20 protein-coding genes are annotated in these 19,551 nt (G+C 68.5%); 11 read left to right on the top strand and 9 right to left on the bottom strand.

Features of this window, described 5'->3' with window-relative positions; translation table 11 throughout:
* Positions 1-2 precede the first annotated feature (2 nt).
* The 4 genes from ACZ69Q_RS17810 (at position 3) to ACZ69Q_RS17795 (ending at position 3,477) form a co-directional block, all read left to right on the top strand.
* Complete coding sequence (locus ACZ69Q_RS17810) at positions 3-494, top strand: low molecular weight protein-tyrosine-phosphatase (RefSeq protein WP_471042412.1); 492 nt, start codon at positions 3-5, stop codon at positions 492-494.
* A complete protein-coding gene (locus ACZ69Q_RS17805) occupies positions 491-1,642 on the top strand; it encodes a cystathionine gamma-lyase (protein ID WP_471042409.1) in 1,152 nt (383 codons plus the stop codon). Before ACZ69Q_RS17810 ends, ACZ69Q_RS17805 begins: the two co-directional genes overlap by 4 nt.
* 288 nt (positions 1,643-1,930) lie before the next feature.
* Positions 1,931-2,836 (top strand): LysR family transcriptional regulator, encoded by a 906-nt coding sequence (locus ACZ69Q_RS17800; RefSeq protein ID WP_471042406.1) that lies wholly within the window; start codon positions 1,931-1,933, stop codon positions 2,834-2,836.
* 158 nt (positions 2,837-2,994) lie between these two features.
* Complete coding sequence (locus tag ACZ69Q_RS17795; RefSeq protein ID WP_471042403.1) at positions 2,995-3,477, top strand: NUDIX domain-containing protein; 483 nt, start codon at positions 2,995-2,997, stop codon at positions 3,475-3,477.
* A 2-nt stretch (positions 3,478-3,479) separates the two neighbouring features.
* On the opposite strand, the gene ACZ69Q_RS17790 is transcribed toward ACZ69Q_RS17795, so the two are convergent.
* Complete coding sequence (locus tag ACZ69Q_RS17790; RefSeq protein WP_471042401.1) at positions 3,480-5,261, bottom strand: globin domain-containing protein; 1,782 nt, start codon at positions 5,259-5,261, stop codon at positions 3,480-3,482.
* A 677-nt stretch (positions 5,262-5,938) separates the two neighbouring features.
* Between ACZ69Q_RS17790 and ACZ69Q_RS17785 the strand changes: the two genes are divergently transcribed.
* On the top strand, positions 5,939-6,805 hold the full coding sequence (locus ACZ69Q_RS17785; protein ID WP_471042398.1) for a GNAT family N-acetyltransferase: 867 nt from the start codon (positions 5,939-5,941) through the stop codon (positions 6,803-6,805).
* Between the two features lie 82 nt (positions 6,806-6,887).
* Here ACZ69Q_RS17785 and ACZ69Q_RS17780 read toward each other — a convergent pair whose 3' ends face one another.
* A complete protein-coding gene (locus ACZ69Q_RS17780; protein ID WP_471042396.1) occupies positions 6,888-7,310 on the bottom strand; it encodes a GlcG/HbpS family heme-binding protein in 423 nt (140 codons plus the stop codon).
* 102 nt (positions 7,311-7,412) lie between these two features.
* Positions 7,413-8,624 (bottom strand): MFS transporter, encoded by a 1,212-nt coding sequence (locus ACZ69Q_RS17775; RefSeq protein ID WP_471042394.1) that lies wholly within the window; start codon positions 8,622-8,624, stop codon positions 7,413-7,415.
* A 142-nt stretch (positions 8,625-8,766) separates the two neighbouring features.
* On the opposite strand from ACZ69Q_RS17775, the gene ACZ69Q_RS17770 reads away from it, so the two are divergent.
* Together ACZ69Q_RS17770 and ACZ69Q_RS17765 are read left to right on the top strand one after the other, a co-directional pair.
* Complete coding sequence (locus tag ACZ69Q_RS17770) at positions 8,767-9,225, top strand: MarR family winged helix-turn-helix transcriptional regulator (RefSeq protein WP_471042392.1); 459 nt, start codon at positions 8,767-8,769, stop codon at positions 9,223-9,225.
* A 9-nt stretch (positions 9,226-9,234) separates the two neighbouring features.
* Positions 9,235-9,687: a GNAT family N-acetyltransferase gene (locus ACZ69Q_RS17765; RefSeq protein ID WP_471042390.1), complete on the top strand. Its 453-nt coding sequence runs from the start codon at positions 9,235-9,237 to the stop codon at positions 9,685-9,687.
* A 112-nt stretch (positions 9,688-9,799) separates the two neighbouring features.
* On the opposite strand, the gene ACZ69Q_RS17760 is transcribed toward ACZ69Q_RS17765, so the two are convergent.
* Both ACZ69Q_RS17760 and dnaB read right to left on the bottom strand, forming a co-directional pair.
* Complete coding sequence (locus ACZ69Q_RS17760) at positions 9,800-11,191, bottom strand: serine hydrolase domain-containing protein (RefSeq protein WP_471042388.1); 1,392 nt, start codon at positions 11,189-11,191, stop codon at positions 9,800-9,802.
* 61 nt (positions 11,192-11,252) lie between these two features.
* Positions 11,253-12,734 (bottom strand): replicative DNA helicase, encoded by a 1,482-nt coding sequence (gene dnaB / locus ACZ69Q_RS17755; protein WP_471042386.1) that lies wholly within the window; start codon positions 12,732-12,734, stop codon positions 11,253-11,255.
* Positions 12,735-13,195: 461 nt separating this feature from the next.
* Here dnaB and ACZ69Q_RS17750 point away from each other — a divergent pair, with 461 nt between their 5' ends.
* Entirely contained in the window at positions 13,196-14,533 is a 1,338-nt protein-coding gene (locus ACZ69Q_RS17750; protein WP_471042384.1) for an MATE family efflux transporter, read from the top strand.
* 148 nt (positions 14,534-14,681) lie between these two features.
* Here the strand turns inward: ACZ69Q_RS17750 and rplI are convergent, their stop codons facing one another.
* The 4 genes from rplI to rpsF form a co-directional block, all read right to left on the bottom strand.
* Entirely contained in the window at positions 14,682-15,128 is a 447-nt protein-coding gene (rplI, locus tag ACZ69Q_RS17745) for a 50S ribosomal protein L9 (protein WP_471042382.1), read from the bottom strand.
* Between the two features lie 18 nt (positions 15,129-15,146).
* Positions 15,147-15,383: a 30S ribosomal protein S18 gene (gene rpsR / locus ACZ69Q_RS17740; protein ID WP_003949403.1), complete on the bottom strand. Its 237-nt coding sequence runs from the start codon at positions 15,381-15,383 to the stop codon at positions 15,147-15,149.
* 57 nt (positions 15,384-15,440) lie between these two features.
* Complete coding sequence (locus tag ACZ69Q_RS17735) at positions 15,441-16,040, bottom strand: single-stranded DNA-binding protein (RefSeq protein WP_471042379.1); 600 nt, start codon at positions 16,038-16,040, stop codon at positions 15,441-15,443.
* A 78-nt stretch (positions 16,041-16,118) separates the two neighbouring features.
* Positions 16,119-16,409, bottom strand: a complete 291-nt coding sequence (gene rpsF / locus ACZ69Q_RS17730) for a 30S ribosomal protein S6 (protein ID WP_010353482.1) — start codon at positions 16,407-16,409, stop codon at positions 16,119-16,121.
* A 264-nt stretch (positions 16,410-16,673) separates the two neighbouring features.
* Here rpsF and ACZ69Q_RS17725 point away from each other — a divergent pair, with 264 nt between their 5' ends.
* From ACZ69Q_RS17725 to ACZ69Q_RS17715, 3 genes are all read left to right on the top strand, one after another.
* Entirely contained in the window at positions 16,674-16,982 is a 309-nt protein-coding gene (locus ACZ69Q_RS17725; RefSeq protein WP_471042376.1) for a hypothetical protein, read from the top strand.
* A gap of 214 nt (positions 16,983-17,196) precedes the next feature.
* The gene (gene femX, locus ACZ69Q_RS17720) at positions 17,197-18,315 is read left to right on the top strand and encodes a peptidoglycan bridge formation glycyltransferase FemX (protein ID WP_030951926.1); all 1,119 of its coding nucleotides are present in this window, start codon (positions 17,197-17,199) and stop codon (positions 18,313-18,315) included.
* 98 nt (positions 18,316-18,413) lie between these two features.
* Positions 18,414-19,445, top strand: coding sequence for an alanine racemase (locus ACZ69Q_RS17715; RefSeq protein ID WP_471042374.1), 1,032 nt, complete (start codon positions 18,414-18,416; stop codon positions 19,443-19,445).
* Positions 19,446-19,551: the final 106 nt, after the last annotated feature.

Raw genomic sequence — 19,551 nt, 5'->3', positions numbered from 1 at the left:
CGATGACCTACCGCGTCTGCTTCGTCTGCACCGGCAACATCTGCCGCTCGCCGATGGCCGAGTCCGTCTTCCGCGCCCGCGTCGAGGAAGCCGGACTCGACGACCGGGTCGAGGTCGACAGCGCCGGCACCGGCGGCTGGCACGAGGGCGACCCGGCGGACCCGCGCACCGTCTCGGTCCTGGAGGAGCACGGCTATGACGGCGGCCACACGGCCCGCCAGTTCCAGCCGTCCTGGTTCGACCGCCTCGACCTCGTCATCGCCCTCGACACCGGCCACCTCAAGGCCCTGAGGCGGCTCGCTCCGTCCGCGGAGGACGCGGCGAAGGTACGGATGCTGCGCTCCTACGATCCCGCGGCCGGCGACGATCTCGATGTGCCGGACCCGTACTACGGCGGCAGGGACGGGTTCGAGGAGTGCCTCGACATGGTGGAGGCGGCGAGCACAGGCCTGCTCGACGCGGTCCGCGAGCAAGTGGAGGGACACGCGGCATGAGCGATCCGGGCCCCCAGGGGCTGCCTTCCGGCGGCGACGGCACGCGCGCGGTACGGGCGGGCCTGCCCGAGCCGGTCAAGTACGAGCCGACCCTGCCGGGTCCGGTGTTCGCCGCCCACTATCACCTGCCGGGCGAGCCGACAGGGCCGTACACCTACGGGCGGGACGAGAACCCGACCTGGACCCATCTGGAGCGCGCCGTCAGCGAGCTGGAGGCGCCGGGGGAGGACGGCGTCGAGACGCTGGTCTTCGCCTCGGGCATGGCCGCCATCTCATCGGTGCTCTTCTCCCAGTTGCGGTCAGGGGACGCGGTCGTCCTGCCCGACGACGGCTATCAGGCGCTGCCCCTGGTGCGCGCGCAACTGGAGGCGTACGGCATCGAGGTACGCACCGCGCCAACCGGCGGGGACGCCCAGCTCGGCGTCCTGGACGGCGCGAAGCTGCTGTGGATCGAGACGCCGTCCAACCCCGGCCTCGATGTGTGCGACATCCGGCGGCTCGCTTCGGAGGCACACGCGCGTGGCGCCCTCGTCGCCGTGGACAACACGCTCGCGACTCCGCTCGGGCAGCGCCCGCTCGAACTCGGCGCCGACTTCTCGGTGGCCAGCGGCACCAAGCAGTTGACGGGCCATGGCGACCTGCTGCTGGGATACGTCACGGGCCGCGACGCCGAGGCCATGTCCGCCGTACGGCGCTGGCGCAAGATCGTCGGGGCGATTTCGGGCCCCATGGAGGCCTGGCTCGCCCACCGTTCGCTCGCCACGCTCCAACTGCGCGTCGAGCGGCAGAGCGCCAACGCCCTCGCGGTCGCCGAGGCTTTGCGGGACGGGCCGCAGGATCTCGGGGTGCGCTATCCGGGGCTGCCCGGCGACCCTTCGTACAAGATCGCTTCGCGGCAGATGCGGCGCTATGGGTGCGTGGTGTCCTTCACGCTGCCCACGCGCGCGCGTGCCGAGCGCTTCCTGGCGGCCCTGCGGCTCGTCGACGACGCGACCAGCTTCGGCGGGGTGCGCTCCACGGCCGAGCGGCGCGGACGCTGGGGCGGCGACGCCGTACCGGAGGGCTTCATCCGTATGTCGGTCGGTGCCGAGGATCCGGAGGATCTCGTGGCTGATGTGCTGCACGCACTGGACGAATCGGCCCGGTGACCGGGGGCGCCGCCGCCTGCGCGGGAGACCGCGGCCGACCGCCGCGTCCTTCCGTGGCTGGGGCCGACCCCGCGCCCGTCGATGGCCCGATACGTAGAACGGGCGGTCCGAACCTCCCCCCTCGTGGCTCGGACCGCCCTCGGTTCCGCGCGCGAAGAACCGCGCGAACAAGGCTAGTTGACTCTCTGTCAGTGTCCAATCACAGTAGCGACAGCGACCTATCGACTTATTTATAGTTGGGCCCTTCCCTGGGGATGGGGAGAAGGGCGGGGAAGGGGAGCATCGGGTATGGACCTGGCCTTGTTGCGCACCTTTGTGACCGTGCACCGGGCCGGCTCCTTCACCCGCGCCGCCGCGCTGCTCGGGTTGTCGCAGCCGGCCGTGACCTCGCAGATACGCACCCTGGAACGCCAGTTGGGCCGTCCCCTGTTTCTGCGGCAGGCCCGCGGAGTGACACCCACGACCATCGGCGACGAGCTGGCCCACAAGGCCGCGCCTCATCTCGACGCCCTGGTGGAGATCACCGAGACCGGTCTCGACGACGAGTCCTCCTTACGATCCCTGCACCTCGCCGGGCCTCCTGAGTTCACGGCGGAGCGTGCGCTGCCCGCGCTCACCGAACTGATCGGCGAGGAGGGCCAGGGCTTCGCGTTGCGCGCGTCCTTCGGCAACGCCGAGGAGACCCTGGAAGGACTGGCAGCCGGGCATCACGATCTGGCCATCAGTACGGCCCGACCGCGCGGTGCTCTGCTCACGGCGACTCCGCTCTGCGACGAAGAACATGTGCTCGTCGCCGCTCCCCGCTGGGTGGAGCGGATCGGCGCGGGGCAACTGCGCCACAAGGGCGCGCATGCCTTGGAGGACGTCCCGGTGGTGGAGGTGCACGAGTCCCTCCCCTTCGCCTCCCGCTACTGGGCTTCGGTCTACGACTCCCGTCCCGTCGCCCCGGGCACGGTGATCGTTCCCGATCTGCGCGCGGTCCTTGCCTGCGCGGTCGCGGGAGCGGGGCTCGCGGTGCTGCCCCGCTATCTGTGCGCGACCGCCCTGGAGCGCGGCGAGGTCGTCGCCCTGCATGATCCGCCGGTGCCGCCGCTGCGGACGTACTTCCTGGTGGTCCGCACCGGCACGCTGGCGATGCCGCATATCGCGCGGGCTCACGAGTGGCTGCTGCGAGCGGCCTCGGACTGGGCCTGAACAGCGGCTTCCGACAGGGCCTGAACAGCATCTCCAGACGGATCTGAGCAGCGGCTTTGGATCCAACTGTGCTGGGCCGTCCGGAACATCACCCGGTGAGCTCGACCGGTGACGTTTCGCGATGTTTCACGTGGAACCAGCCGGGCCACATTTCTCCCATGACCGTCCGACCCGTGGTCAAGCGCACCGCCCGAGCCGTTCTGCTTGACGGTGACGATCTGATCCTGATCAAGCGAACCAAGCCCGGCATGGATCCGTACTGGCTCACGCCCGGTGGCGGAGTCGAGCCGACGGACACGACCGTCGTCGATGCCCTGCATCGCGAGGTCTACGAGGAACTCGGCGCCAAGATCACCGATGTGGTGCCCTGCTTCGTGGACACCGTGGAGCACATCGGCGAGGACGGCGGGGCGACCGGCGTGAAGGTGCAGCACTTCTTCGTCTGCCACCTGGGGTCCATGGACACGTCCTTGCGGCACGGGCCCGAGGTGGACGAGCCCATCGGCGAGTACGAGATCGTGCGGGTGCCCTTCACCCGGGTCGGGATCGCGTCCGTCCACCTTGTGCCGCTGTCGCTGCGGCACTACCTCGACGGGAACATCGAGGGCGTGCGCGCGATGCACGCGCCCGACCTGGGCTGACATCAGTTGGCGACGACGAGTTCCTCCACCGAGTCGTGCCGTATGCGATCAACCGGGATGCCGAGGTTCCGCAGGACGTCGACACCGCTGCGGATCATGCCGGGAGGCCCGGAGACATAGGCGTCGTACTCGGTCCAGGGTCCGTACTCGCGTATGGCTTCGGGAAGTTGGAGCAGTCCCTGCCGGTCCACCACGGGGCGGACCTCCAGCCAGGGGTGGGACTGCTTGAGCCTCAGCATCGTGTCGATGTCGTACAGGTCCTGGTCGGTGCGGGCGCCGTAGAAGACCTCGACCGGTCGCCGCTCGCCGTGCTCGGCGACGTCCTCGACCAGTGCCTTGATGGGCGCTATGCCGGTGCCGCCGCCCAGGCAGAGCAACCCGCTGTCGGTCGTGTGGTCCACGGTCATCGAGCCGCCCGGCGGACCGAGCCGGATGACGTCGCCCGGCCGGGCACGGTGTACCAGCGCGTTGGAGACCCAGCCCGCGGGCACGGCCTTCACATGGAACGTCAGCAGGCCGTCGGAGCGGGGCGCGGAGGCGAAGGAGTAGTGCCGCCAGATCCTGGGCCACCAGGGCGTCTCCACGCTCGCGTACTGCCCGGCGAGGAAGGGATAGGGCTGGTCGGGGCGGACGGTGAGAACCGCGACGTCCGACGTCCTGAGCTCGTGCGACACGACCTCCGCGTACCACCAGGCGGGGGCGCGCAGTTCGTCGGCCGCCGCAGCGTCGATCATGACCTGCGAGATCGTCGTGTACGCCCGGACCCAGGCGGCCTCCATCTCCGCGCTCCAGACGCCGGCCGCGTACTGGCTGAGCGCGCCGATCAGGCACTCACCGACGGCCGGGTAGTGCTCGGGCCGGGTGCCGTACTTGCGGTGGCCACGGCCGAGGTTCTGCAAGTAGTCGACGAGGACGGGCTTGTTGTCTATGTGCTCGGCCGCGGTGAGAAGGGCCCTGAGCAGCCGGTCGCGCTGGGTGTCCATCGCAGCGGGGAACAGGGAGCGCAGGTCGGGGTGGCGTACGAAGAGCAGCGCGTAGAAGTACGAGGTGACCTTGTCGGCCACGGGGCCCACTTCGGCCATCGTCCGGCGGATCAGTACGGCGTCCGGGGAGGCGGGTTGGGCCGGTGCGGGGCGCTGGGTCGGGACGTGCAACTGCGGGGCGGGCTGCGCATCGGCTGTCGGCTGCGTGGGGGACGCCGGCTGCGTAGGGGGTGTCGGCTGCCTATGGGACGCCGGCTGCATAGGGGATGCCGGCTGCGCGCGGGAGGTGGGCGCCGCGAGGGGCTCGGATGTCGCGAAGGGGCTGGAGCCCGACGCCTGGGGCCGTGCTGTGTCCGCCTGGGCGGCGGCGTACGGCGCTTGGCTTGAGGCCGGAGTGGTGGGGGGCGTCTGCTGCGGGGGCGGTATGTGCCCCGAGCCGGGTGGTTCGGGGCGCGACATCGCGGGCGGCGCCCCCGGTTGCGGTGCCGTCGTTCCGTCGCCCGCGTGGTGGGCGTGGTCGGGGCCGGCGGTGTGATGCGCGTCGTCGGGGCCGGCGGTGTTGTGCGCGTCGTCGGGCCCGGGGTCACGGTCCTGGGCTTGAGGGTCCGTGCCGTCGGCCGTCAAGGTCCTGCCCACCGGGCGCATGGCGGCAAGCCGTCGGCCCTCGGCCGCCTCCTGCTCGGTGCCCGGAGTCGTCGCCGGCTGCTTGCGCGGCGTGAACCAGCCGCCCCCGCCGCCGGAAGTGCCGTTGTCGGCCGACGTGGTGGTCGGAGCGTCCATGGTGTGCCTCGCCTCGAACATCTTTCGGTCGGTCTGCGCACTTCCTCGATCGGAAGGTGCCTGTTCCCCCGCGACGGCTTGCGTTCTCCGTTCGTTGCCGCGATCCAATACGGCCTCATTCAACCCGTATTCACACCCAGTACGGACAAGTAAGGCGAGAGTGTGACATTGGCCGCAGCAAACTCACCGCAGCATCCCACCGAGAGTCAGCGCCTTGGCTCCATAACCGAGAATGCGGGTCTTCGATCTCTCCGTCCCATTACGCTGCTCTGCCTTGCGTTCGGTCCACGCCGGGAGCTTGGATCACAGCTCGGACACGAACCGGAGTCGACCCTACCGGCCGAAGCCCCGATCACAAGTCCCCCCTTCCGCCCTCACGAAATGGGCGAGGGGACGGACGGCCAATTCCTTCAATTACCTTCCGCTGCATACCAATTCATAGGCTTCCCACAGATCCATCCCCATGTAGGTATGGGTCGCGAGGCCGGCCAGAAGGAGCTCGGCGCACAGTCACGGTGCCTTTCGGCGGACATTCCTGGAAGGCCCTTTGGGGGATGATCGCCGTTCGCCCATGTTTCACGTGAAACACCCAGCGTCTGTCGGCGTGCTGTGCGCGGGCCCATGACATGGCCAAAAGGTCGTACGTCTCCCCGGAAACAGGTAGACGATCAGGGCCGTCGTCAGACAGCCTGACCTGCGTGCCGACTCCTTCCCCCGCCGCTCTGCCCATCCGCCGTCTGACGCCTCGCGACCTCGCCGCCTGCGCCGACTTGTCCGAGGATCGGGGCTGGCCCCGTGAGGAACACAAGTGGGGATTCCTGCTCACAGCCGGAAGGGGCTACGGCATCGACGATCCCCACGGCGGACTCGTCAGCGCATGTGTCGTCACGGAGTACGGTCCACGGGAACGACCCGATCTGGGAGCCATCGGCATGGTTCTGGTCGCCGAGCGGCACGCCCGCCGGGGCATCGGACGTCGGCTCATGCGTCACATCGTCGACTCGATGGGCACGACGCCGCTCACGCTGCACGCGACGCCGAACGGCCGGCCGCTGTACGAGGAGCTCGGCTTCAAGGTCACTGGACGGGCGGAGATGCTGCTCGGACACTTCACGCCCGGTGCGTCCGTGCCCTCGGTCGCCACGCGTGCTGCCACCGCTGAGGACCTCAGCGCCATCGTGCGGCTCGACGAGGAGGTGTTCGGCGCCGATCGCACGCATATCATCACGCGGCTGCCCGCCTTCGTCGACCAGTTGCGCGTCGCCGAGGAGAACGGCCGGATCATCGGCTACACGGGTGCCTGGCCCAATATGGACACCCAGGTGGTGGGCCCGCTGATCGCCCGCGACACCGAGACCGCGAAGGCACTCATCGCCTCCCTCGCCGCCCACACCGACCGCCCCTTGCGCACGGACATCGACGTACGCCATGAGGAACTGCTGGCCTGGGCGAAGGAACACGGCCTGGCCTCCGTTGCCTTCAACGCGGTCATGACGTACGGCATCTCCGAGCTGCCGGGCGACTGGACCCGGCGCTTCGCCCCGCTGACCGTCGCGGCGGGCTGAGGCTCGACCGCAGGCTCCGACACCCATGGAAACGCCGGCCCCCATCGGGGACCGGCGTTTCCTCATCGATGCGTGGGTGCCGTCAGGCGAGCGCCTCGATCGCGGCCGCGGCGAAGCCGTGGTCCTGGTCCGGCGCACCGCCGCCGACTCCGATCGCGCCGATCAGTCGACCGTCCCGGTGAACCGGCACACCGCCCGCGATGAACAGCAGCGGCCGGTCGAGCGCGGTGGGCAGGGTGTGGAAGAGCCCTCCGGGCTGTACGGCGTCGACGAGGTCGGCGGTGGGCGTGTTGAGCTGGAGTGCCGTGTAGGCCTTGCGGGTGCTGGTCTCCCCGGCGATCAGCACGGCTCGGTCGTCACGGCGGAAGGCGAGCAGATGGCCTCCGGCGTCCAGGACGGTGACGCTGACGCTGACTCCTGCCTCCTCGGCGGCTCGGTGCGCGGCGGCGATGAGGAGGTCGGCGTCCTGGGTGGTCAGCGGGACGACTGCGGTGGTGGTGCTCATGAGGGGTTCTCCTTGCTGGATGTACTGAGGTGGAGCGGTGCTGCGGCGACCGTTTCGGAGCCGGGAGTGCGGGGGCGGCCCTGACCTCGCACCCGGGTCGACTCAGTGGTGTACGGCCGCTCGCTGCTCGGCGGGCGCACGGCCCGCGACTACGGCGCTGCTTGCGGCTCCGTCGCGGCGCTCCAGCGCGGCCGAGAGGAACGCAAGGACCAGCGCGGACGCGGCGAGGGCGGCGCCGACCCAGTTGGGGGACGTGTAGCCGTAGCCGGCCGTGATGACGATGCCGCCGAGCCAGGCTGCGAGGGCGTTACCGAGGTTGAAGGCGCCGATGTTCACGGCCGAGGCCAGCGTCGGAGCGCCGTGCGCCTGGTCGAGGACGCGCTTCTGCAACGGGGGAACAGTGGCAAAGCCCAGTGCGCCGATCAACGTGATGGTGACTGCGGCGAGCACCTTGTTGTGCGCCGTGACCGTGAAGAGCGCCAGCACGACGGCGAGCGCGCCCAGGGAGACGTACAGCATGGGCATCAGCGCGCGGTCGGCGTACTTCCCGCCGATCAGGTTTCCGCCGACCATGCCGAGCCCGAAGAGGACCAGCAGCCAGGTGACGGAGCCGTCCGCGAAGCCGCCGACGTGGGTCATCATCGGCGCGATGTAGGTGATGGCCGCGAAGACACCGCCGAAGCCGAGGACCGTCATCGCCATGGCGAGCAGGACCTGGGCGTTCTTGAAGGCGGCGAGCTCATGGCGCAGGCGTACGCCCTGAGCCTTGGGCATATCGGGGACGAGCTTGGCGATGCCGATCAGGCCGACGACGCCGAGGGCGGCGACGATGCCGAAGGTGACGCGCCAGCCGGCGGACTGTCCGACGAACGTGCCCAGCGGTACGCCGACCACATTGGCGACGGTCAGACCGGTGAACATCATCGCGATGGCTCCGGCCTTCTTGTCCGGGGCGACCAGGTCGGCCGCCACGACCGAACCGATGCCGAAGAAGGCGCCGTGAGCAAGCGAGGCGACCGCACGGCCGATCAGCATGACCGCGAAGGCGGGAGCGAGGGCGGACAGCAGGTTGCCGACGATGAAGAGTCCCATCAGCAGCATCAGCATCCGCTTGCGGGAGACCTTGGTGCCGAGCACGGTCATCAGCGGGGCACCGAGGACCACGCCGAGCGCGTATCCGGTCACCAGCAGCCCGGCGGAGGGGATGGAGACGCCGAAGTCCCCCGCGACCTCGGGCAACAAGCCCATGATCACGAACTCGGTCGTTCCGATTCCGAAGGCCCCGATCGCGAGGGCCAGAAGCGCGAGAGGCATGGAGGGGTAACACCTTCCGGGAAGATTGCAGGAGCGCTTTACATTCGAAGACAATACTTGCAGACGCGGCATACTTGCAAGCGCAGGCTATTGCGACCCTGCTCTACCCTGACTTCAGCCGCTCCGGGACGGAGGAACCGCCATGACAGCGACAGACCCCGCACTCACCGCCCTCGCCCAGGGCTGGTGCGCCCTCTCCCTGCTGCACGGCAGGATCGAGACGCACATCGAGCGCGCCCTGCAGGCCGGGCACGACCTCAGCGTCCGCGAGTACTCCCTGCTCGACGTCCTCAGCCGCCAGCACAACGGCGAAGGTGGCCACCTCCAGATGAAGCAGGTCGCCGACGCCGTGGTCCTCAGCCAGAGCGCCACCACCCGCCTCGTCACCCGCCTCGAGGACCGCGGCCTGCTCTCCCGCTACCTCTGCCCCACCGACCGCCGCGGCATCTACACCGACGTCACCGAAGCAGGCCTGACGCTCCTCGACGAAGCCCGCCCCACCAACGACAAGGCACTACGCGAGGCCCTGGACGAGGCCATGAAGAACCCTGAGCTCGTTCCGCTGGTACGGGTCGTGGAGTCGCTCCCGGCGCCCACATAGGGTGCGGGCATGGGAGATCTTGAGATACGCCCCGCGGTCACCGACGACATCCCCGCGATCGTCGGGATGCTCGCGGACGATCCGCTCGGCGCCCAGCGCGAGTCGCTCGACGACCTGACCCCCTATCTCGCCGCGTTCGAGCGGCTGAGCAGCGACTCGAACCAGCACCTGGTCGTCGCCGTCCGCGATGGCCGTGTCATCGGCACGCTTCAGCTCACCGTCATTCCTGGGCTCTCCCGACGCGGAGCGACCAGGTCGATCATCGAAGCCGTACGCATCCACTCCGACGAGCGCGGTAGCGGCCTGGGCACGCAGCTCATCGAGTGGACGATCGATGAATCCCGGCGTCAGAACTGCCAGTTGGTGCAGCTCACCTCCGACAAGAGCCGTACGGACGCCCACCGCTTCTACGAGCGGCTTGGCTTCGCGTCCTCGCACGCGGGCTTCAAGCTCGAGCTGTGAAACGGCGAGGTGCCTGTTTCACGTGAAACAGGCACCTCGCCGGTCGAGCGTTACGCAGCACCTGCATGGCGCCCGACGGGCTCTATGAGCCAACGTTCTCCTGGTCGAACCGTCAGAGCCGGCCGATCCCCCGCCACCCGTCGGGATCCACTCCACCCGGCACAGCGGCCCCCTCGTCGTACGGCTGGCGCGTGAACACGAACGACCCGAGGTCCAGGTGGTCCACGGCCCCGTCCGGGCGTCGTACGGCCTTCAGGAGCTCGCCGGCGTAGTAGCCCTCCAGGCCCGTCCATGTGCCATCGCCGTTGGACCGGAACCGCGAGCTGCGTCCCTTGCCGGACAACGGCTCCAAGGAGACCAGTCCGTCGGCCGTCAACCGCAGCCCGAAGGCATGCGTACCCCAGTACCACTGCCCGGCCAGATCCAGGACTGCCGGGTCGACGTCCTGCATCGGGCGCCACGGCTCGGGAATCCGCGGCTCGGCCTCGGCGACGATCCGGACGAGGTCTGCGGCAACCGTGAACAGCAGCGGCCCCGAGGTGCAGTTGGCCAGGACGACAGCGGCGAGATCGTCCTCCACGCTGACGGTGAGGCAGGCGAGGAAGCCCGGCAGCGACCCCGTGTGTCCGAGCAGGGCCCTGTCGTCCTGGTGTCGGAGCTCCAGGCCCAGGCAGTAGGCATAGCCGCTCGCCACGTCCGCGGCCTCCTGCGGAGCCGCCGGCGTCCTCATCTCTCGCAGCGACTCGGCACTGAGCACCCGGTCGTCACCCTTGATCAGGAAGGCAGCGAAGCGCGCCAAGTCAGCGGTGGTCGACCAGAGTTGCCCGGCGGGCGCCATACGGCCGAGGTCCTCGACCGGCTCGGCAAGCATCACATCGGCCCAGGGGTGCACGGCCCAGCCCCCGGCATGCGGCGCCTGCGGTCGCGCACTCGTGCGGCTCAGCCCCAGGGGTTCGAGCACTTCTAGCCGGAGTACGTCCTCCCACGGAGCCCCGCGCAGCTTCTCGACCAACGCGCCCAGCAGCGTGTAGCCGGGGTTGGAGTAGTGGAACCGGCGACCCGACGGATGCAGGAAAGGCTGTTCACCGAGGACGTCGGAGAGCTCGGGCCGCAGGGATCCGGAGGTGCGCTCCCACCAAGGACCGGGCGACTCGGCCGCCAGCCCACTTGCGTGCGCGAGCAGTTCGGCGATGGTGGCCTCCCCCGCGCGGGTGCCCGGCAGATGCTTCTCCAGCGGGTCTCCGAGGGCGAGCAGGCCCTCGTCACGCAGTCGCAGGACGAGAACGGCGGTGAAGGTCTTGGTGATCGAGCCGATGCGGTACTGCACATGCTCGTCCGGCCCGTGCCCGTCCACCGAGGTACGCGAGCCGTGCCACACCGCCCGGCCGTCCCGCACGACCGCGGCCACCATCGAGGGCGCCCGTCCCTCGGCCTGGGCCCTGGCGATGCGGTGCAGCAGTGCACGGCGTGTGGTGGGAAGCAGCTCGTCCTGAGATGTCGTCATGCCCACAGTCCACCCCGTCGGCTGCTCGGGAGTCGACCCGATTCCCCCGCGGGGAGGCGGATCAGGTCTGCGCCATGTCCACGAACCGCGAGTAGTGACCCTGGAAGGCGACCGTGATCGTCGCCGTCGGACCGTTACGGTGCTTGCCCACGATGATGTCGGCCTCGCCGGCGCGCGGCGACTCCTTCTCGTAGGCGTCCTCGCGGTGCAGCAGGATCACCATGTCGGCGTCCTGCTCGATGGAGCCGGACTCACGCAGGTCGGACACCATCGGCTTCTTGTCCGTGCGCTGCTCGGGACCACGGTTGAGCTGCGACAGCGCGATCACCGGGACCTCCAGCTCCTTCGCCAGGAGCTTGAGGTTTCGGGACATGTCCGAGACCTCCTGCTGACGGCTCTCGGAACGCTTAGAACCACCGGACTGCATGAGCTGGAGGTAGTCGATGATCACGAGCTTGATGTCGTTGCGCTGCTTCAGCCGACGGCACTTCGCACGGATCTCCATCATCGACAGGTTCGGGGAGTCGTCGATGTAGAGCGGCGCCGCCGAGACCTCGGGCATCCGTCGCGCCAACCGGGTCCAGTCCTCGTCCGTCATGGTGCCGGAACGCATGTGGTGCAGGGCCACGCGCGCCTCGGCCGACAGCAGACGCATCGCGATCTCGTTGCGCCCCATTTCCAGGGAGAAGATGACACTCGCCAGGTTGTGCTTGATCGACGCCGCCCGCGCGAAGTCCAGGGCGAGCGTGGACTTACCCATCGCGGGACGGGCCGCGATGACGATCATCTGGCCCGGGTGCAGACCGTTGGTGAGCGAGTCGAGGTCCGTGAACCCGGTGGGCACACCGGTCATCTCGCCGGTGCGTGAGCCGATCGCCTCGATCTCGTCGAGCGCGCCTTCCATGATGTCGCCGAGCGGGAGGTAGTCCTCGCTGGTGCGCTGCTCGGTGACGGCGTAGATCTCGGCCTGGGCGCGGTTGACGATCTCGTCGACGTCGTCGTCGGCCGCGTATCCCATCTGCGTGATGCGGGTGCCGGCCTCGACCAGGCGGCGCAGCACGGCCCGCTCGTGGACGATCTCCGCGTAGTACTCGGCGTTCGCCGCCGTCGGCACCGTCTGGACTAGGGTGTGCAGATACGAGGCCCCGCCGACCTTGTTGATCTCACCGCGCTTGGTGAGCTCGGCGGCGATGGTGATGGGGTCGGCCGGCTCACCCTTGGCGTAGACGTCGAGGATCGCCTGAAAGATCGTCTCGTGCGCGGGCTTGTAGAAGTCGTGGCCCTTGATGACCTCGACCACATCGGCGATGGCGTCCTTGGACAGGAGCATGCCGCCGAGGACGGATTGCTCGGCGTCGAGGTCCTGCGGCGGGACCCGCTCGAAGGCCGTGGAACCGCCCCCGTCCCACTCGCCGTTGTCGCGGCCGCGGTCATGCTGCTCGTCGCGTCCTCGGCCACCGTCACCACGTCGACGGGAGGCAGGCAGACGATCACTGGGACCGCTGTCGGCCCAGGGGTCGTCCAAGGGCTCGGAAATACTCACCGAGCCACCTCCTCCCGTCCGCCGAAAGCGGACCTCGCCGTGCCCCTCTGTTCTACGGCACGCCACTGACAAATAAGAGGCCCAACTCCGTTTCTGGCACGTCGGTTTTGTGACGCTTTCACGGCCGACAAACGGAGCGGGCGCCGGACCACGGTAGGCCCGCGGGCACCGTCAGCCAATCTGGTTATCCACAGGCCATGTGGACGACGGCCCGGATGCTGTGGAGAACTCCTCAAAACCTGTGCACGACCCGGTGGACAGCCCTGTGAACAAGCTCCGACTCATTCCCGATGACCCTCTCTGACCTGCCGGTTTATCGTCCACCGGCTGTGCAGAAGAAAAACTTTCCCAGTCGGACCAAGATCGCTTCGAACGGTGCGCGAAAGCACACGACGCGAGACGGCGAGTAAGGGTCACTGCCTGATTGCATCTCTTACCTGTGGACGATTAGATTGGTGGCCATGACACAGGCCCCCGCGACACCCAAGGCTGCCCGGCGACAGCACGATCGAGAGATCGTCTCACTGGCCGTCCCGGCCTTCGGCGCGCTCGTCGCCGAGCCCCTCTTCGTCATGGCCGACAGTGCGATCGTCGGCCATCTCGGCACCGCACAGCTCGCCGGGCTCGGGGTCGCTTCGGCCCTCCTGATGACCGCCGTCAGTGTCTTCGTCTTCCTCGCTTACGCCACCACAGCGGCCGTCGCGCGACGAGTGGGCGCCGGTGACCTTCAGGCCGCGATACGCCAGGGCATGGACGGCATCTGGCTGGCCATCGTCCTGGGTGTCGCCGTCATCGCGGTCGTCCTGCCCACAGCACCGTTCCTCGTGGAACTCTTCGGCGCCTCGGACACCGCGGCTCCGTACGCCACCACCTATCTACGGATCTCGGCACTCGGCATACCGGCCATGCTCGTCGTGCTCGCCGCCACCGGCGTCCTGCGCGGCCTCCAGGACACCAGGACACCGCTCTATGTCGCCGTGGCCGGCTTCGTCGCGAACGCCGCCCTCAACGTGGGCCTCGTCTATGGCGCCGACCTCGGCATCGCAGGTTCCGCCTGGGGCACGGTCATCGCCCAGTGCGGAATGGCCGTGATCTATCTCGTGGTCGTAGTGCGCGGAGCTCGCAGGCACGGGGCCTCCCTGCGTCCCGACGCGGCCGGCATCAGGGCCTCCGCACAGGCCGGAGTGCCTCTGCTGGTCCGCACACTCTCGCTGAGGGCGATCCTTATGATCGCGACGGCTGTCGCTGCCCGCCTCGGGGATGCAGACATCGCCGCGCACCAGATCATCCTTTCGCTGTGGAGCCTGCTCGCCTTCGCACTGGACGCCATCGCCATCGCAGGCCAGGCCATCATCGGCAGGTATCTCGGCGCCGGCGACGCCGAGGGTGCCCGAGCCGCCTGCCGCCGCATGGTGGAGTGGGGCATCGCAGCAGGCGTCGTCCTGGGCCTGCTCGTAGTGATCTCCCGACCGCTATTCCTGCCGTTGTTCACCAGCGACCCGGTAGTCAAGGACGCTGCCCTGCCCGCCCTTCTCGTGGTGGCGTTCTCCCAGCCGATCTGCGGCGTCGTCTTTGTACTGGACGGCGTCCTGATGGGAGCGGGAGACGGGCCCTACCTCGCCTGGGCCATGGTGCTCACGCTGGCAGTGTTCACTCCAGTCGCGCTGCTCGTTCCCGTGGTCGGCGGCGGCCTCACAGCGATCTGGGTGGCCATGACGCTGATGATGGCGGTACGCATGCTGACCCTCTGGCTACGCGCCCGTTCGGGGCGTTGGATCGTCACGGGCGCGACGCGCTGACTGTTTCACGTGAAACACGCTGTTTCACGTGAAACGGACCCCGGCCTGTCGCCGCCTCCCGAGCCGCACGTTCGCCTGCCCCACAATGAAGGGGCCGTACCTCAACAGGTACGGCCCCTTCATTCAGCACTCAAGCCGAGCGCAGCGATCAGGCTGCGATGACCTCGACGTTGACCTTGGCGGCAACCTCGGCGTGCAGACGCACGGACGTCTCGTGGGCGCCCAGCGTCTTGATCGGGGAGCCCAGCTCGATGCGGCGCTTGTCGACCTCGGGGCCACCGGCAGCCTTGATCGCGGAAGCGATGTCGGCCGGCGTGACGGAACCGAAGAGACGGCCGGCGTCGCCCGAGCGGACGGCCAGACGGACCTTCACACCCTCGAGCTGGGCCTTGACAGCGTTGGCCTGCTCGATGGTCTGGATCTCGTGGATCTTGCGAGCACGACGGATCTGCTCGACGTCCTTCTCGCCACCCTTGGTCCAGCGGATAGCGAACTTCCGCGGGATGAGGTAGTTGCGAGCGTAACCGTCCTTGACGTCAACGACGTCGCCCGCGGCACCGAGGCCGGAGACCTCGTGGGTGAGGATGATCTTCATGTTTCGGTCACCCTTCCCTTATCGCGCGGTGGAGGTGTAGGGCAGCAGCGCCATCTCACGGCTGTTCTTGACGGCCGTGGCGACGTCACGCTGGTGCTGCGTGCAGTTGCCGGTCACGCGGCGGGCACGGATCTTGCCGCGGTCGGAAATGAACTTCCGCAGCATGTTCGTGTCCTTGTAGTCCACGTACGTGACCTTGTCCTTGCAGAATGCGCAGACCTTCTTCTTCGGCTTGCGCACAGGCGGCTTCGCCATGGTGATTCTCCTGTGTGATCAAGAAGTTTGGGTACGGCCCACCCCAGACCCGAGGGTCTAGAAGGGGGGCTCGTCCGAGTAGCCGCCGCCAGCGCCGCCGCCGGAGTTTCCACCCCAGCCGCCGCCACCGCCGCCGCCCTGGTTGCCACCGGCGGGAGCGCCGGTCGCCCACGGGTCGTCGGCGGGAGCACCGCCACCGCCCTGCTGGCCGCCGCCGGAGTTTCCACCCCAGCCGCCGCCACCCTGGCCGCCACCGCCGCCGTAACCACCCTGGCCACCGCGGGCGCCACCACCGGAGGTCTTGGTGACCTTCGCCGTGGCGTTCCGCAGGCTGGCGCCGACTTCCTCGACGTCCAGCTCGTAGACCGTGCGCTTGACGCCCTCACGGTCCTCGTAGGACCGCTGCTTCAGCCGGCCCTGCACGATGACGCGCATGCCTCGCTGAAGCGACTCGGCAACGTTCTCCGCCGCCTGACGCCAGACCGAGCAGGTCAGGAACAGGCTCTCGCCGTCCTTCCACTCGTTCGTCTGACGGTCGAAGGTGCGGGGAGTGGACGCGACACGGAACTTCGCGACCGCCGCACCGGACGGGGTGAAGCGCAGCTCGGGGTCATCGACAAGATTGCCGACGACCGTGATGACGGTCTCGCCTGCCATTGGGGGAACCTCTCGGCGGGTTTGCTGCTGGCTGCTTGTGCTGCTACTCGGATCCCGAGATCAGATGAGCGGGAGAGCTCAGTGGGTCTCGGGGCGGAGGACCTTGGTCCGGAGGACCGACTCGTTCAGGTTCATCTGGCGGTCGAGCTCCTTGACGATCGCGGGCTCAGCCTGCAGATCGATGACCGAGTAGATGCCCTCGGGCTTCTTCTTGATCTCGTACGAGAGACGACGACGGCCCCAGGTGTCGACCTTCTCGACCTTGCCGTTGCCCTCACGGACGACGGAGAGGAAGTTCTCGATCAGGGGGGCGACAGCGCGCTCCTCCAGATCGGGGTCGAGGATGACCATCACCTCGTAGTGACGCATGTGGAACCCACCTCCTTTGGACTCAGCGGCCACGGTCGTTCCGTGGCAGGAGGGTTGTGATGCGTACGCAACGGTATCTGCGGGCACTGACAATCGAGGGTGACCTTGCGGTTTCCTCAAGCCGGCCCGGGCAGACATCGGTGCAGACGGTACACAGTACCCGCACACCCGCTTCCGGTTGAAATCCGGCCGCCGTCGCCCACAATCTGTACACATCGGGTGTGTATGGCGCTACGATGCGCCGCCTTCCGCAGGAGGTGCCCTATGGCACAGGCATTGCGACCCAACACCGTCGGAGGCCTCTTCGCCACGGACGGAAAGCCCCATCCCATCCAGGACACCCTGCTCGTGGTGACCCTGGTGCTCGGCATCACCTCGTTCATCACGGCACAGTTCGACTTCCTGCACCTGCTCAGCTCCTGGACGGGTCTGGTGGGCATCATCGCCGGGGCGTACGGCCAGTGGATCTCGGTGACGACCCGTGAGCGCTTCGGCCTGATCGTGGGCCTCGGCGCCTCCGGAGTCGGCTTCTTCCTCGGCATGGCGCACGGCGGGCTCTTCGGCGGCTTCTGACGCCCGGGCAATGCCCTCCTGGCACCGGCCGGGGAGTCCGTCCCCCGAACACCGGTAGAACAGCGCATAGAACACTCTCGAACGCCTCGGCGGCGCGTTGGCCGGGGCGAAGCTGCCGTACGCCCAGTCGGGGCGCTCCAAAGGCGCAGTAGGCTTCCGCGAGAGCCGGAGCCCCTGAACCCATGGGGACACACCAGCCCGAGGAGCGCCCCGAATGAGCCTGACCCTGAGGACGATCAGTCGCGAGCAGCATCTGGCCTACATCCAGAGCCTGCCGGCGGCCAGCCACATGCAGGTCCCGGCCTGGGCTGACGTCAAGGCTGAGTGGCGTTCGGAGAGCCTCGGCTGGTTCGACAGGAGCGGTGAGCTGGTCGGCGCGGGTCTCGTCCTCTACCGGCAGCTTCCCAAGATCAAGCGCTACCTCGCCTACCTGCCCGAGGGTCCGGTCATCAACTGGTTCACGCCGAATCTGACCGAGTGGCTGGAACCGATGCTCGCGCACCTGAAGCAGCAGGGCGCCTTCTCCGTGAAGATGGGCCCGCCGGTGATCATCCGGCGCTGGGAGGCCACCTCCATCAAGGCGGGCATCCAGAACCCGGACGTGAAGCGGCTGCGCGACATCGAGGCCGACTTCATCGAACCGCGCGCCTTCGAGGTCGCGGACAAGCTGCGCCGGATGGGCTGGCAGCAGGGCGAGGACGGCGGGGCCGGCTTCGGCGACGTGCAGCCCCGCTACGTCTACCAGGTGCCACTGGCCAACCGGTCCCTGGAAGAGGTCCACAAGAACTTCAACCAGCTCTGGCGACGCAACATCAAGAAGGCCGAGAAGGCCGGTGTCGAGGTCGTCCAGGGCGGTTACCAGGACCTCGAGGAATGGCAGCGCCTGTACGAGATCACGGCCGTGCGTGACCACTTCCGGCCGCGTCCGCTGTCGTACTTCCAGCGCATGTGGACGGCCCTCAACACCGAGGACCCCAACCGCATGCGGCTGTACTTCGCCCGCCACAACGGCGTGAACCTGTCCGCGGCGACGATGCTGATCGTCGGCGGGCACGTCTGGTACTCCTACGGCGCCTCCGACAACATCGGCCGTGAGGTCCGGCCCTCGAACGCGATGCAGTGGCGGATGCTGCGCGACGCCTACGCGCTCGGCGCCACCGTCTACGACCTGCGCGGCATCTCCGACTCGCTGGACGAGACCGACCACCTCTTCGGCCTGATCCAGTTCAAGGTGGGCACGGGCGGCCAGGCCGCCGAGTACCTCGGGGAGTGGGACTTCCCGCTGAACAAGCTGCTGCACAAGGCGCTCGACATCTACATGTCGCGTCGCTGACCTTGCGATCTCTGCTTCGATACCGTCAATAGCTGCACCGTCGATAGCTTCCATATCTCTGATACACCGCAGCCACCAGAAAGGTTCCAGGTCCGGCCATGGCGCTCACGCTCTACGTCGACACCGCGCGCTGGCGGGCGCACCACAAGCACGTGCAGGAGCAGTTCCCGGGTCTCGTACCGGTCTGCAAGGGCAACGGCTACGGGTTCGGGCACGAGCGGCTGGCGGAGGAGGCCACGCGGCTGGGCTCGGACATCCTCGCCGTCGGCACGACGTACGAGGCCGCACGCATCAAGGACTACTTCGGCGGTGACCTGCTGGTGCTGACGCCGTACCGGCGCGGCGAGGAACCCGTCCCGCTGCCGGACCGGGTCATCCGCTCGGTGTCGTCGGTTGACGGCGTGTACGGCCTGGTGGGCGCCCGTGTCGTCATCGAGGTGATGTCCTCGATGAAGCGGCACGGCGTGAACGAGCACGACCTGTCTCAGTTGCACGCCGCCATAGAGAACGTCCGGCTGGAGGGCTTCGCCATCCACCTGCCGCTGGACCGCACCGACGGCTCCGACGCCGTCGAGGAGGTCATCGGCTGGATGGACCGGCTGCGCGCGGCCCGGCTGCCGCTGCACACGATGTTCGTCAGCCACCTCAAGGCCGAGGAACTCGCGCGTCTCCAGCAGCAGTTCCCGCAGACCCGCTTCCGCGCCCGCATCGGCACCCGGCTGTGGCTGGGTGACCACGAGGCCACGGAGTACCGCGGCGCGGTCCTGGACGTCACGCGCGTCTCCAAGGGCGACCGCTTCGGCTACCGGCAGCAGAAGGCGGCCTCTGACGGCTTCCTGGTGGTCGTGGCGGGCGGTACGTCGCACGGGGTGGGTCTGGAGGCCCCGAAGGCCCTCCACGGCGTCATGCCGCGCGCCAAGGGCGTCGCACGGGCCGGCCTCGCCACGGTCAACCGGAACCTTTCTCCCTTCGTGTGGGGAGGCAAGCAGCGCTGGTTCGCGGAGCCGCCGCACATGCAGGTCTCGATCCTCTTCGTCTCGTCGGACGCCCCGGAGCCGAAGGTCGGCGACGAGCTGGTCGCCCATCTGCGGCACACCACCACCCAGTTCGACCGCATCGTCGACCGCTGATCCAACGCCGCTCGGCCGCTGAACGACCCCCTCGCCCGGCAACGCCGTAACCACGAAAGGCCGTACACGGACTCCTCCGTGTACGGCCTTCTCGGTGTTGGCCCCA

The sequence above is a fragment of the Streptomyces sp. NPDC036764 genome (assembly GCF_055609385.1).
Note: the sequence above shows the minus strand (reverse complement) of the source record. Positions and strands in the feature narration are given on the sequence as shown.